This is a genomic window from Bowmanella denitrificans (genome assembly GCF_002887595.1).
In the GTDB taxonomy this organism is placed as follows: Bacteria; Pseudomonadota; Gammaproteobacteria; order Enterobacterales; family Alteromonadaceae; genus Bowmanella; species Bowmanella denitrificans.
In genome coordinates this window covers 167,184-181,694 of record NZ_PEBU01000005.1, presented here as the reverse complement: position 1 = coordinate 181,694, position 14,511 = coordinate 167,184, and the positions used below count along the sequence as shown (strand labels likewise).

General features: G+C 46.4%; 14 protein-coding genes. All 14 read left to right on the top strand.

Annotated elements, in window-relative coordinates:
- Positions 1-107: 107 nt before the first annotated feature.
- The 14 genes from CSR04_RS11405 to CSR04_RS11340 all read left to right on the top strand — a co-directional run bounded on the left by CSR04_RS11405 (position 108) and on the right by CSR04_RS11340 (position 14,498).
- Positions 108-836, top strand: coding sequence for a transposase (locus CSR04_RS11405; RefSeq protein ID WP_102796422.1), 729 nt, complete (start codon positions 108-110; stop codon positions 834-836).
- 263 nt (positions 837-1,099) lie between these two features.
- Positions 1,100-2,101 carry a type IV toxin-antitoxin system AbiEi family antitoxin gene (locus CSR04_RS11400; RefSeq protein WP_102796546.1) on the top strand — a complete coding sequence of 334 codons (1,002 nt, stop codon included), beginning with the start codon at positions 1,100-1,102 and terminating at the stop codon, positions 2,099-2,101.
- Positions 2,061-2,330 carry a hypothetical protein gene (locus CSR04_RS11395; RefSeq protein ID WP_146027162.1) on the top strand — a complete coding sequence of 90 codons (270 nt, stop codon included), beginning with the start codon at positions 2,061-2,063 and terminating at the stop codon, positions 2,328-2,330. Before CSR04_RS11400 ends, CSR04_RS11395 begins: the two co-directional genes overlap by 41 nt.
- Positions 2,331-2,634: 304 nt before the next feature.
- The gene (locus tag CSR04_RS11390; protein WP_102796420.1) at positions 2,635-2,955 is read left to right on the top strand and encodes a hypothetical protein; all 321 of its coding nucleotides are present in this window, start codon (positions 2,635-2,637) and stop codon (positions 2,953-2,955) included.
- 80 nt (positions 2,956-3,035) lie between these two features.
- Positions 3,036-3,374, top strand: coding sequence for a hypothetical protein (locus tag CSR04_RS11385; RefSeq protein WP_102796419.1), 339 nt, complete (start codon positions 3,036-3,038; stop codon positions 3,372-3,374).
- Between the two features lie 440 nt (positions 3,375-3,814).
- Complete coding sequence (locus tag CSR04_RS11380) at positions 3,815-10,651, top strand: RHS repeat-associated core domain-containing protein (protein ID WP_172449331.1); 6,837 nt, start codon at positions 3,815-3,817, stop codon at positions 10,649-10,651.
- A 10-nt stretch (positions 10,652-10,661) separates the two neighbouring features.
- Positions 10,662-11,048 carry a hypothetical protein gene (locus tag CSR04_RS11375; protein WP_102796417.1) on the top strand — a complete coding sequence of 129 codons (387 nt, stop codon included), beginning with the start codon at positions 10,662-10,664 and terminating at the stop codon, positions 11,046-11,048.
- A complete protein-coding gene (locus CSR04_RS11370) occupies positions 11,036-11,479 on the top strand; it encodes a riboflavin biosynthesis intermediates N-glycosidase (RefSeq protein WP_245921557.1) in 444 nt (147 codons plus the stop codon). The genes CSR04_RS11375 and CSR04_RS11370 overlap by 13 nt, the downstream gene beginning before the upstream one ends.
- A 140-nt stretch (positions 11,480-11,619) precedes the next feature.
- Positions 11,620-11,862, top strand: coding sequence for a hypothetical protein (locus tag CSR04_RS24740; RefSeq protein WP_146027161.1), 243 nt, complete (start codon positions 11,620-11,622; stop codon positions 11,860-11,862).
- Complete coding sequence (locus tag CSR04_RS11360) at positions 11,852-12,226, top strand: hypothetical protein (RefSeq protein ID WP_146027160.1); 375 nt, start codon at positions 11,852-11,854, stop codon at positions 12,224-12,226. The genes CSR04_RS24740 and CSR04_RS11360 overlap by 11 nt, the downstream gene beginning before the upstream one ends.
- A 92-nt stretch (positions 12,227-12,318) precedes the next feature.
- Positions 12,319-12,780, top strand: a complete 462-nt coding sequence (locus CSR04_RS11355; protein ID WP_245921555.1) for a hypothetical protein — start codon at positions 12,319-12,321, stop codon at positions 12,778-12,780.
- 499 nt (positions 12,781-13,279) lie between these two features.
- Positions 13,280-13,666, top strand: coding sequence for a hypothetical protein (locus CSR04_RS24735; RefSeq protein WP_146027159.1), 387 nt, complete (start codon positions 13,280-13,282; stop codon positions 13,664-13,666).
- A 97-nt stretch (positions 13,667-13,763) separates the two neighbouring features.
- Positions 13,764-14,102 carry a hypothetical protein gene (locus CSR04_RS11345; protein ID WP_102796413.1) on the top strand — a complete coding sequence of 113 codons (339 nt, stop codon included), beginning with the start codon at positions 13,764-13,766 and terminating at the stop codon, positions 14,100-14,102.
- A 63-nt stretch (positions 14,103-14,165) separates the two neighbouring features.
- Positions 14,166-14,498, top strand: coding sequence for a hypothetical protein (locus CSR04_RS11340; RefSeq protein WP_102796412.1), 333 nt, complete (start codon positions 14,166-14,168; stop codon positions 14,496-14,498).
- Positions 14,499-14,511: the final 13 nt, after the last annotated feature.

The following is a 14,511-nucleotide window of genomic DNA, read 5'->3' as shown; positions in this document are numbered from 1 at the left end:
TCGATTCCTCGATTCCTCGATTCCTCGATTCCTTAGTCATATGGTCATTTGCTGAAGAGTGTATAAGGGACTAAGGTCAGAAGACCGAAGGACTCGGATATAAAGCAATGGCTCGCCGCCCGCGTCTCAATCTGGCGGGTGTTCCTCAGCACTTGGTGCAGCGGGGCAACAACCGTCAAGTTTGTTTCTATATTGACCAGGATTATGCGGTTTATCTGGATAAGCTAAAAGAGTACAGCCGCCGTTATAAGGTGGCGGTGCATGCTTTTGTGCTGATGACAAATCATGTGCATTTGCTGGTGACACCCACAACGCCCTCGGGTGTGAGCCAGATGATGCAAGCGCTAGGGCGTTACTACGTACGTTATATCAATATTACCCATGGCCGCAGCGGTACATTATGGGAAGGGCGTTGTAAGTCGTCCCTGGTTGATAGTGAACATTATTTGTTGTTAGTCAGCCGCTATATAGAGCTTAATCCGGTGCGGGCCAACATGGTGGCTCATCCTGCCGAATATCCCTGGTCGAGCTATCAGCATAATGCATTGGATAAGCAGATTGAGTTACTGACTGCACATCCACTCTATCTGGCCTTAGGCGCTGACATTACTAGTCGAAAGGCCGCCTACCAAGCCTTGTTTAAAGCTCATATACCGGATTATTCCCTTAAGCAAATCCGGGAGGCACTGCAAAAGACTTGGGTGCTAGGCGACAGTCGCTTTAAGCAGCAAATAGAACAGCAATTGGGATATGCCTTGCCCAAACTACAGCACGGTGGTGACCGAAAGTCGCAGCGATTTCGGGCGGTTAAGGCTTCAACAACACTGATCCCTTGATCATCTTGTGTTGTCAATCCGCAGCAACCTGATACTCCACTTTGCGATGAAGTGGCGGAATATAGTCGGGTTATTGAGGTAGGGAATTGCCAGACCAAAATCCACTTTTAATAGCAGCTAATCCATAAGCACTTAGCAGTAAAGCATCTGTAATATGCCACATTGTCTCGACTGAGCCAATCTGGTTTTACTATGCTTTCTGCTTGCAAAACATTATGTTCACGAGTAATGTTTGTTCATGAATCATGAACGTGGTCAACACTTTGAACGAAGAAGCTACCTTACTTATGCTGGCTTTGGATAATCTGCCCCCCCATCTCCATGCTGAACACTTCGGTGAGCAAGGGAATGATCAAGCTCGTCCTTTCCATGACGTTGAAGTGGCCCTTCGTACTGCTGAGACGACCTTTCATTTTGATGCTGAAGTCAAACGTATTCACCGCAAAGAGAGCCTGCTGCCATTGCTCAATTATGCTCGCCCCAATACTTTACTAATCTGCAACACACTATCGCCATTCCTGGCTGATTTTTGCTCTAAGAACGGACTCAACTTTATTGACGAGGCGGGTAATGCCAGAGTGACCGTCCCCGGACTCAATCTTTGGATTGAAGGCAAACGACTTTCCGGGTCTATTTCAACAACAAGTAGTCACAGAGGTAAGCCTGGCGTGGGCTTTATGAAACTTCTGTTCATTCTGCTGGCACAGGAGAACGCAAAAGACCTGCCATTTCGGGAGCTGGCCAAACTGGCCAATGTTTCACTTGGGATGGTGAGTAAAGGCTTTCAGTATCTGGCCTCCGAAAAGGTGGTTGCAACTCAGCATAACACGAGGCGTATCCTCAACAAGGAAGCACTTTATCATCTGTGGATGGAATACTATCGCACCGCTCTGCGCCCCAAATTAGGCGGCATCAGGCTCGACGTTTCAGCAAATTGGCAGCAGATCCCGCTAAGTAATGGGGATTGCTGGGGAGGTGAAGTCGCCGCAGATGAACTCACTCACTATCTGCAACCTTATGATTTGCAATTATTTACCTTTGAACCCTTACAGAAAAAAATTGCCTTGATTAAAGCCAAACCCAGTCAAACAGGTAGACTCTGGCTTGTGCCAGCATTTTGGGGAAAAGAACTGGAAATCACCCCCAAAACAAAAGCCTTGCTGGCCGTTGCCGAATTACTGGCTAGTAATGATGGCCGAAATATAGAGGTGGCCGGACAGATAAATGAACACTATCTACACCTTGGAAGATTTTATCCCCGCTGAGGCATTGGAGTACGATATGGAAAGACAGGGCGCATTCCTGTTGGGTTATGATCTAAACAGCATCCTTGCAGCGCCCGGCACTTATGCCCATACAGTCAGGCAGCTTCAAACTCTGCACTATGATAAATTCCTCGATAGCTTGCTAAAACTACAGTCTGCGTATTCAGCAGACCGGATAGCTATCCTCCTGCAGGATTTCCAACGAGGAATTAATCTAAATTTCCTTTGATGGCTGAGCTGTGATTAATGGGGGACCCCTTGATCCCTAAAGCAAATCCGGGAGGCACTGCAAAAGACTTGGGTGCTAGGCGACAGTCGCTTTAAGCAGCAAATAGAACAGCAATTGGGATGTGCCTTGCCCAAACTACAGCAGGGTGGCGACCGAAAGTCACAACGATTCCGGGCGGTTAAGGCTTCAACAACACTGATTCCTTGATGTTGTGATGAGCTGGGCGTTACCATGCTCTGATAAATTTAACTCATGTCGATAATCTTAACCTCTTAGTCATTTTTTGTTTACAGGGAACTGCATTATGTTGCGTAAAGCTGTTATAGCATTGTTTTTCGTGCCTTTTATGACATGGGCTGGAAGCAATGATGAAGGGATAATATCCACCCTTTATGTGGATGAATGGCGTCAGGTCGGTATTAAACTGCAAGGTGGTTTCCCTAATGCTGAAGCTAATAAGGAATGTGAATCCTATAATGGCTATGCAGGAACCGATGCGGATGCGCCAGAACTAAAAGCGGCATTGTTAGCTGCAAAAGCCAGTCAATCCATAGTTAGAGTTAGCGTCAGTGGGTGTGCATCATCTGGAAGTTGGTTGAAAATTAGTGCGGTGTATATAGAGTAACAAGTCAAGGAAGAACTTGTTGCGACGATGTTATCTAATTTATTGTTTATAAATGGAAAGTATGCTTTGAGGAGTAAGTGGTGAAGTATTTTCTAATTGTCATATTATGTGCGTTCTCGACACGTTTCGCTATCGCCGCACCTGCATGGTATACCGGAGAAGTTTCGAGGATTGCGTTACTCAAGGGAGAAGGGTTTGTCCTGACTTTCGCCAATAATAGCCTGGATGATTGTGAAGAAAAGTATGCTTATTTTTCAAATGACCATATTGATGAAGTGGAAGTTCAACGAGCCTATTCGCTGGCGCTGACCAGCCTGACTACTGGCCTGCAAATGGGGGTGGTAGTGGATAAACAAGCACTTGGCTCCGACGGGCGGTGTTATGCCACTGGTATGGTGGCAGACTTACGCAAGGGATAAGGTGCTTAGGGAAGATAACTGAAGGTTGCTTCCCTTTTGCCTGTGTTAATGCAACAAGCTGCGTTGATTCCGCTAACTTGTAAGGTGCTACTTTCTGATAGGGCTGATTTTAGAATTTAATAAAGCATGCTAATGAGGTACCTGATATTTCTGTTCTGAGCAACATTAAAATTTTATGACCATTTTTGTTCAGGCTGTTCTTTTCCTCCCTCCGGTCATTGAAATGAATCTGTAAGTCAGTGTTAGGTCTTGGGCCGGTAATGTCGCTACACCTCCTATGATGTAACGCTTGAATATGATATAAACGCGCGAACTTATGGGGATGGGCGATATTTCCACTATAGGTGCGCTACCCAAAAAATAGTCGGCCTGGCAAAGGGCAAAGGAAACTAAGTAACTTGCCGGGGCAATGCAGTATTCGATGGTTAATGGAACAAGTAATGCAGTTTTCAAATCCAATGTCAGGCTTGGCTAATTGGCTGAGCACTCCTGGTAAAGTTAAAACAATGGTTGCTTTGATGGGCACTGTTGGCTTTCTAAGCCAAGCCAGTGAACATTCAGTCACCTTGTCGTGGAACCAGGTAGATGGTGCTGAGCATTACCGTTTGGAAGAACGCCAGAACGGTAGCAGTGGCAATTGGACGCATATATCTCCCGCTTCATTGCTTAGCCACACTCTAAGTAAGTCGACCGGCAAATTTGACTACCGGGTGATTGGTTGTTTAGTTGACCCCAGCAGGCCAACGCAACCGCTGTGCGATGAAGTGGCACAATATAGCCAAACATTAACCATTGATTACGATGATCCCGCTACTCTGAACTGGGCGGCATTTGGCGGTGAGGTGGCCGACCAGGTACTGCCCAATATCAGCCCTGGCAGCTCAAACTATTTCGGGCCGCTGCCGGGTAAGGCTGCGGTATCTGGTGGCAGTGCCAGTTATACTATTCCCATTGCTATTCCGCCGGGCCGTGCTGGTATGGCACCCAGTGTTGCCCTTTCATACAGTAGCCGAGCTGGGAATGGCCTGGCAGGCGTTGGCTGGGATCTATCTGCCGGTGGCAGTATTTCGCGGTGTCCGGCCACGCTGGCCCAGGACGGCTTTTCGGCAGGTGTCAGCTATAACGGTAACACCGACAGATTGTGCTTAAACGGGCAACGTTTAGTCCTTCGTAGCGGTGTTTATGGTGGCTCCGGTGCAACTTATGCCACTGAGCTGGACCAGTTTCTGACGGTCAAGCAACAAGGTGCTATTAACAGTAGTGGTACCTATTTTACTGTTACCTATGCCGATGGCCGAATGCAAAAATACGATGCTGCAGTGACGCCCCAGGGAGCACCGGCAGCCCTTAGCTGGCAAATTGGTAGCGAGCATGATGTCAGTGGGCAAAATGCCATTCACTACGTCTATTCCCAGGATCAGAGCGCTGGCGAAATCCTGCTGGAAAGCATTTTTTATACCGGGCAAGGTACAACTATAGGTAATCGTAAGGTTGAGTTTAATTACGAGAATCGTAGCAAATATTCCACCAGTTACCTGGCCGGGGGCAAAACCCGTCAAACTAAGCGTTTAGAATCGGTTAAAACTTACTACGCCAATGCATTGGTTCGTAGTTATACGTTAGGGTATGAGGTGTCCCGAGCCTCAGGTCGTTCACTATTGCAGAGCGTGTCTGAATGTGTAGAAACGCAGTGCCGCAGTACCACGTTTGATTGGCAGGACGATGCACCGAAGTTCGAGTTAGAGCTATTCACCAGCAGTGACGGCACAGAAATATATCCCAGCCATGTGGACCGTTTTGGTGATGAGGTGGTTGAGTCGATAAGTTCTATTGATGCCAGCGGTGATGTTAATGGTGATGGGGTGCGAGACTGGAAGACTTACTCTGTTGACAACAGCGGCCAATATATTGGGCAACACCAGTTTCTTAATGCCGAAGGGGACTTACTGGGTACTTCAAACTTTGCAATCAGTACCTGTATGCGCAGTAGCATTGACTACAGCGATTACTGTATAGAAGGTGATTTTAATCTGGATGGGCGTACAGATACATGGAAAATCGAAAACGATCAGCTCAAGATTGGCTATGTACTGGAAAATCAGAGTGGCATTTATGTCGACTGGTCGACCAATAACCAGCACATTACCATTGAACCCTATGTGTCGCTGGCTTCGCCTGGGGACACCTTGGTTGACGCCAACGACTATAATGGTGATGGTTGGCCAGATCTGATTGTTAAACGCAAAATCAGCCCTAACGCAGCCAGCCTGACTTTATATTTGCATAGTCAGAACTTAGCGCGGCCATACCAGTCAGGACAGCATTTAATTAACATTGGACTGACGCAAAACGCACAATTTGTCGGTGATATGAATGCCGATGGCTTACCCGATTTGGTTGAATATGGGCAAGGGCTTAACCAAGCCAGACCGGTCCCTCATCGTCTGTTGCTTACCCATGTCAGTACGCAAGGAACTGTATCTCTAGTTGCTCATAATATTAACTTCACGCACGGAGGCATTGAGGGCGACTACGCCATCTTAGTCGATGCAAACGGCGACGGTTTAAAAGATTGGCTGGGCTGGATGGGCGGTGCTGGCAACCTATTCTTGAAGCTCAACCAGGGGGATGGCAATTTTGCAGCGGCGATAGATTTAGGGGCAGCGTCTGTACTGGAAACACGTAACTATCCTATGCCCAGTAAACCAGGAGAAGCCAAATGGGGATTAGCAGCCAAATTTGAGCAGGCAATAAAAATAGCAGATATAGACGGCGATGGCCGTTCTGAATTGCTGATACCAGGAGACGTGTTGGTCGCAGGTTGCCACAAAATTTACGGCGTATTCGATCATCTTCAAGGTCGCAAAACTGATGTGATCAAGTGTGGTCACGAGCTTTACGGTAACTATCAAACCAGTCAAACAGGGCCCGAGCAGGCTATGTTCCCCGAATGGGATCGCAGCATATACCGCTACAACGTGATGAAGTTTGTGGAAAACACCAATGGCACCTTTAGCGCCACCATTGGGGATTCCGGCCTGGTTGGGGCAGCGAATTATACCAAGGTCGTCGATGCGTTCGGTAAAGGCCTGAGCGATATGGTGTTCAGCTATGGCTGTGTGCAATATGCTGGGGATGGTTGTTTCTTCAATGGCAGCAGCAATCTGCTTTCACAACAAAACAGTGTGTATATCAACCGTAACTACGGTGCCACCGATAAAGCCGAACCCGGTAAACAGGATTATCGTGCCATCGACTTAATGGTTGCGGCGAATGACAGTGCAGGCAATCAAGCCAGTTGGCACTACCGTCCACTGAGCAGCGGCAACGGTGAGTTTTATCAGCGGCAGGTCAGTGACGTTATTGACGAAGGGCATTTTAACTTTGCCTCCAGTATGTATGTGGTCGCGGAATTCCAACAAAGCAACGGTGTCGGCTCAAACAATAAACAAAGCTACCAATATGGCGGGGCGACATACAACCACCGGGGGCGCGGATTCAGGGGCTTTACCCAGATTACTCAGGTGGATGATGCCAATGGCACGCAAACCGAAACCAACTTTTTAATTAAATTCCCGTTCACCAGCCAGGTGGCCAGTCAGTCTGTGTATCAGGTCGGGGAGCAAAACCCGATTCAGACCCAAATCAATCATTGGCTACAAAACCCAAATTATGCTTTTACCAATAGCTGGCATATCTACAATCAGCAGGCCACTGTTACCAAATTTGATGTGCAAAGTACCCGGCCGGGTTCAGTCGCTACCACCACCAGTACGTCAGCGGTTACCATATCCACGATGTCGGTTAATAGTATTGACCAATACGGTAATGTGGCTGAACAAGTGACACTGGTCTCAGACAGTACCATGTCGCACACCACCAAGGTCGAGACCGATTATACTCAGGCCACCAGTAGCTGGCCGAATCGCTGGGAATCCCGCAAGGTGACCAAATCGGTCGAGCACCTGAATGGTCTGGCTGCCGCTAGCGGCACGAACGAAACACAAGTGATTGAAACCCAGGTCGAGACCTGGAACAGTACCTTCCGCCAGCCGCAAGTGCTTAAGGTGAGCGGTGACACTAGCACCTTAACCAGCACCTATGTGTACAACGATTACGGTTTACCCAAAACCATTACCCAAACCGGCAATGTGTTGATAGGGAGCAGCGCCACAGCGACCGAACAGAGCCGTATTACCGAGCTGTACTATAGCAACGATGGCCAGAGCGTGGCCGCAGACGGCTACTTTGTCAGCCAGCAAAATCAGAAGCTGAGCGGCAATAAAGTGCTGGCGACCAATATAGCGACTGACCCGACCAATGGCCTGCCCCTGACGCAGGTTGCGATAAACGGGGTGACCACTACGACTGGTTACGATGCCTTTAACCGGCCTAAAACTCTGGATGTAACAGGTCAGCCAACGCAATATCTGAGTTATCAGCAGGTTGAAAATCAAGGGCATGCAGTTATGAAAGTGGTGGTGCAGCAAGCGGGTAACCCCACTACCGAGCAGTACCAAGACAGCCTGGGCCGCACCGTGAAAACCCGTACACAGGGCTTTGATGGCAACTGGATAAGCCAGGATATCAGCTTTACGGCCAGGGGCTTCAAAGCAAGTGAAACCACTCCCTATACCGGCACAGATAAAGGCACTACCACTTATTCTGGTTACGATGTGTTAGGGCGTCTGGTTGGCAAACAAACTCCAGGCAGCCACGGCAACCTAATCACGCAATATAGTTACCAGGGGCTTACCACCAACATTAGTACGACCGCGGATATTGGCCATAACCTGAGCATGTCCAGACGTTACAACAGCCTGCAACAGTTGGTAAATACGGTGGATGCCAAGGCGGGCAGCACAGACTATTTATACGATGCCGGTGGCAATCCGATTTTAATTCAGGATGCTAACGCTGTGCAGATTACCGCCAAATACGATGCGCTGGGCCGTAAGCTATGGGTGGATGATCCCAACCAGGGCAAAACCAGTTTTGTCTATAATGACTTTGCCGAACTTGAAACTGAAACCGACGCCAACAGTAAAACCATTTATTATGATATGGACAAAGCGGGTCGGGTCACCACGCGTATCGCCGACGGTAAAACCGCTCTGTTTGGCTGGGATACTTGTAAGACCGGCATGCTGTGCAGTGAAAGCGAAAACGGCGTTAACAAAACCTATAAATATAATTATGCGGCCCTGCCTTATCAAAGCACATTGACTGTGGATGGTACTAGCTATACCACCGAAACTCAGTATGACCAAAACAGTGGCAAGCCCAAGGCACTGATTTACCCTAACGGCCTGATACTGGGGTATGAGTACAACAGCTATGGCTATCTGACACGTGAATATAATGCTGCAACTGACTACAGTTATCGTACTGTCACGGCGCAAGATGCCTTCGGCAACATTACCACTGCACAAATCGGTGACGAAAACGCAGCCCTGACCAGCAGCATTGGTTATAGCGCCATAAGCGGGCAAATGCTGTTCAATGTGGTTAAAAATGGCAACACCGCGTTGCATAGTCTGAATTATGCTGAGTACGACAGTTACGGCAATTTGCTGGAGCAGCAAAACTTACTGCCGACCTTTAATAGCACAGAAACCTTTGCTTACGACGAGTTGCAAAGACTGGTAACCGCCAGTACCAGCGGTAATGGCGTGAATTTCAGCGTGAGTTATGGTTATGATGCGGTTGGCAATATCCGCCATAAATCAGATTACTCTGCATCTGGCAACAGTGCCTATCAGTATGTGGAGAACAGCAATAAGCTGGAATCGGTGGACCTGAAAGTCGGCGGTAGCGAAACCTACGGCTACGACAATAAGGGTAACCTGACCCATAGGAATGGCATCAGGGAAGTCACCTACAATGTATTTAACAAGCCTACGCAAATCAGCCGCAATGGCAGTGTCAGCTTTGTGTATGGGGCAGATTTAGCCCGGGTCAAACAAGTCAGAAGTGCCGGTAGCGGCGAAGTCATCACTTACTATGTTGATAAACATTATGAGGTGGAAACCAGCAGCTCCGGCAGCCAGCAAAAAGCCTATATTGCCGATATTGCCATACTGACCTTTGGCAGCGATACCAGTATCGCCTTTACTCACCGCGACCGCCTTGGCAGCGCCACCACCTTTACCGATCACAATGGCCAGGTTACCGCCTACCGGCATTTTGATGCCTTTGGCACACCCAGAGGTGGCGACTGGAGCCAGCTAAGCCTGCCCCGACTGGCAGAAGGCCCAAGCCGCCGTGGCTTTACCGACCATGAACATGTGGATGAGGCTGAGCTGATTCATATGAACGGCCGGGTGTACGATTACAAGGTCGGACGCTTTTTGTCTGTGGACCCCATTATTCAAAGCCCCGGCAATAGCCAGAGTATTAACCCTTACTCGTATATTATGAATAATCCTTTGGCTGGGACTGATCCTACGGGTTATTTAGGATGCTCAGCATCGAAAATAGACTCTGTTTGTGAGAATACCTCATCCTTCTTCGGTGGTTATGCAGAAGCTCATGAATCGAATATGAGCGATATAACGACGAAGTTTAATAACGCCATTAGTGAAAAAAGCCAACCGCAATTGGGCAATGGGTCCGGGGGGATGAACGCTTCAGGCTCGCAAAGTAGTATGGACTTGGGCGATCAGCTTTCGGTTGCTCAGAAGGGTAGTACTAGTGAGAATCAAACGCCAGTCGCAAATGCAATGTCCGCAGGGGCAGGGGTTTTAAATGCCCAAGGAGGCCTTGCGATACCCAACCCGGAAGCAGGTACAAAATCTGGCACAGGGACAACAGCTAGTGATATTGCTAAAACGGCAGGTAAATGGCTTGTCAAAATAGGTAAAGGTGGGAACATTATTTTAATGGCCCTCTCTCCAACCAAGATGGGCGATGGTACATTAGACCTTACTAAACTCCGCACCGCAGATGAACAAAAGCAAGATTTGTGGTTCCACTACACCGACGAAAAAGGCTTTAATGCCATCGTGAATGATGGATATACCATACGCCCCAATAAGAAAGGGGTTGTGTATCTCACTAAATTTGAAATGGCACCAGCTAAAGCTGTCGAAAGGTTGTTTATTGGTGGATGGGGTGACTATGCAAACAAGGGTAATTACGTCATTGCATTTTCAACCAATCCGGGAGTTTCCATAAAACAAGTTCCCAACCACCCATACGAATGGGTTCATCAAGGAAAAATGAAGCTTGGCTCTGAGATAAAACAAATTAATTACTCGGGACAAAATCCGTTCTAGGTTGGATATTATGAATATTACTAAAGAATCAGAGTTAATAGCCCTTCACCGGGCCATCATCGAGGCCAAATTCAAAGAGTCACACGAAGACTCTGCAATTCCGTACAGTGGAATCCTTTCGGATTTATCAGAAAGGATTGTTGCCAATATCATTCAAACTCTTTCGGAAAATGGTGAGCACGATGAAGCCAAAAGCTGGGCATCGATAGTCAAATTAAATGAAGATTGGCATGGCTATGGATGTATTAAGAACTGGATACAAGAAACTGAAAGCTGGGTTGATATGAGCGTGGAAGATAAATCACAATTCATCAAAGTTTTGTGCTCACCATATCAACCGTCAAAGTGTCAGGAAAACGACCTAATTGAGTTTGGTAATAGGCATTGGAAGACATAATTTATTTTTACACTGTCACCGATAAATATGGTGAATTGTCAAACTTTGCAAAGCTGGGGTTCGAAGCTGACGGAAAGTATTGGTCGACAGTCGAACATTATTTCCAAGCAAAAAAGTTTGAAGGTCAACCGCACGAAGAAATGATTAGGTTAGCTTTTACCCCAAAAGATGCAAGGAATATGGGTAGAAGCCGAGAATTCCCCATAAGGCGTGATTGGGAAGATATTAAAGTAAATGTCATGAAGACAGCCCTGAGAAGCAAATTTACACACAACAAAATAGCTAAGGACCTTCTGTTGTCTACGAAAAACCACGAGCTTATAGAAAGTTCGCCGTTTGACTACTATTGGGGCTGTGGCGGTGATGGTAGTGGTAAGAATGTTCTTGGCAAACTACTCATGGAACTACGAGAAGAACTTAAGGATCAATGATCAAGGGGTCAGAGTCTGACCGGATCAAGGGGTCGATCAAGGGGTCAGAGTTGTCGAACTACAATCCTGTCCGATCAAGGGGTCAGAGTTGTCGAACTACAATCCTGTCCGATCAAGGGGTCAGAGTTGTCGATTCCCAGATGTTGTATCCAACCGAAGTGAAAACCTTTATCCAGTTGGAGGGACAGGGCTGGCAGGTATTGGAGTTTTCCGACGATGAGGATTTGCCTACAAAAATGGCCATCGCCATGACCACCAAGCGCAAAGGCCAGCCAGTTGAACTCACCTTCAACAACGGTCTCGACAAAGAATGCCTGTCACTGGACGAGTCCAGCCCGGTCATCAAAAAGCAGGTTCGTAAAGAGAAGAAGAATGGGAAGTAAAATGATGCTGTCACTGAACCAAAAAGTCGGGCGCTCAATTATCATGCCGGCACTGATTTTGATGTTTCCAACTGTCGCAAAAGCTGCGGATGGTGTAGTGAATGACGGTTTGATAACTTTGGTTAGAGCTTATGAAACTTCTGATGGCAGCACTTCTGTCTTTCTTGGCGTTAATGGTCGAAGGCGGGTTGGTCCTAACCCCGATGAACCTGCGGTAGATTGTGAACTATGGACCAACTCTGAACAGGTCTACTCCCTGGCGCTAACAGCAAAGACATCAGCGCAAAGAGTAAATGTAAGGTATGTGCCTAGAGGTGAAAATAAAGAGTTTTGTACAGTACGTTTTCTGGAACTGATTGAATAAAAAGTATTGTTCGATCAAGAGGGCAGGGGGTGCGAGCAAGGGGTCCGATCAAGGAGTCAGAGTTGTCGAACCAAGAAGACTAAGGGTATCAGATGGAGAAGGAAGTAATGTTCAGGGATAAATATAAGTACGCTGTTTATTCGGATTTCGGTTTTTCAGTTATTTTCGGGCACCTTAATCGGATTGTAACCTTATTGGCATTGTTATTGGCGTCAACAATAACCAATGCGGAGCAGCCAACCTGTAGCAGTGATCACGGTGGATATTGTGAGTATAAGGGGCTGGTCCAGAAAATATATGTAAACGATGGTAACTTGATACTTATTTACTTTGATACTCCAGTGCCCTTAGAAGTACCTGCCAGCATAGGATTGAATATCAGTAAAGGTCAGGCGGCAGCTTTTAAGATAGATAATAATCCGGAATTTGCCCGGCTATTTTACTCAACCGCGCTGTCTGCACAGGCGACTTCCAGACCTGTATATATTCAAATGATAGGCACTGAAGGTGGTTATCTTAAGTTTGACAGAATTTGGTTGGCGGCTCCAAATTAGGTCCAAAAAATTAAAAGGAATTTATATTATGAAAACGCTCAGCTTGATTCTTTTGATATTTATATTCCCTTCCAGTAGTTTCGCTTCGAGTATATGGTGCACCGGCACGGTAAGCAATATTTACATAGATTCCACCAAAAATGTCATGATTAGGGGCGGCTGGCGAAATGAATATACCCGTATTTGTCGCACTGACGGTGCGGGAGGTATTGATACAGTGACCTGTTCACTTTGGGTTTCGCTTGTCACTACGGCTATGACTAATAATAAGACGGTTACCTTGATGTATGACGACCAGAACAGTGCGTTAACTTGCGAGACGCTTCTTTCTTACACTCGCAGTCCACAACCTTATTATGTGATGCTGAATCAATAGCTTTTGTATTAAATCTGCAATGCTATCAGACAAGTCAGTGACTATTGGCGGGAGCGGCGAGTGTTACGGCGCTCATGAAAAAATACGTTATGTATATTTGTCGAAATAAGCTATGGACACTTATTGTGTGGGATTAAATCTCATTATTATTTAACTTTTTTAACTGTTGATTTAGAGGGGCGTTTGGATATGAGAGAACTAAAATATGGAATGTTTTTTGTGTTGCTTATTTTATCCTTGTCATTTAAAGCATACTCAGAGCCATCAAGAGGTTGGGTAGATGACGTTGAAGTACATAGACTGGTAATTGTTGTGACTGGTGGTGTTAACGTGAGGGTAAAACCAGAATTGCAAGGCTGTACATCACAGAGTGGATACGGTCAGATGTATGCCTCAATTCTTCCTGAACAACCAGGGTTGGACAAAATGTATTCTGGGCTTTTAGCAGCGAAAATGAGCGGAAAGAGAGTGTCTCTATGGCTCGCTGATGATAAATGTACGATAAGATAAGTTGTCATTGGAGGAAGATTCTAATTTGAATCCGAGGAAGATTTTAATTAATTAGATGTCTGCCTTGTCGCTACGAAAGCAAGGTTTGGAATGAGTTATGTATAGAGTAGCTGTTTTATTTTTTATGTTGTTTGCATTTTGTTCATATGCGGAAAATGCTTGGTATTGGGGAAAGGTTACAACTCTTATCACCAGCGGACCAGATGGAAGTTTTCAGGTTCATCTTGAAAATCAAGACATCAAGAGCAAGTGCACTAATGGTGTGGTCTATTTTAAGGTATCGCATATGGGGTTGGAAAGAACTAAATTGGCTTACGCCATGGGGTTAGCTGCTCTGACTTCTGGTCGCGAATGGGGAGTGGTCGTCGACCTTCCAAACAATGGTGCTATGTGTTTTGCGTCATCAACAGCTAGTCAGGGTGCTGGGCTTAGATAGGCAAATTCAAGTGAGATGTCAGTTAATGCTGCTTTCATGATTTAATTTTTTAGTGAGATATAGATGTTAAAGAAAGTATGGTTATTTTTCTTGTTTTTCTCAGCAACATTGCATGCAGATGAATGTAATACCTGGGGCTGTATGTCAACAATAGAAGAGCTCTTTACGACTACCACTGGCTATGTTTATGTCGGCACTCCATTTGATGAAACAAAGGCCAATTGCCAAGCTGATTCCGGTGTTTACTTTGTGCTTAATATGAAAAATCCGAATGCGCGGGAGGTTTACTCATCTCTTTTGGCTGCCTATATGTCGGATAAAAAGATTCAGTTGCGAATAATTGAAGGTAGTCCAATTTGTGAGATTTCCTACGTAAGACTAAGTAAGCAGTATTAAATGACTGAATGAG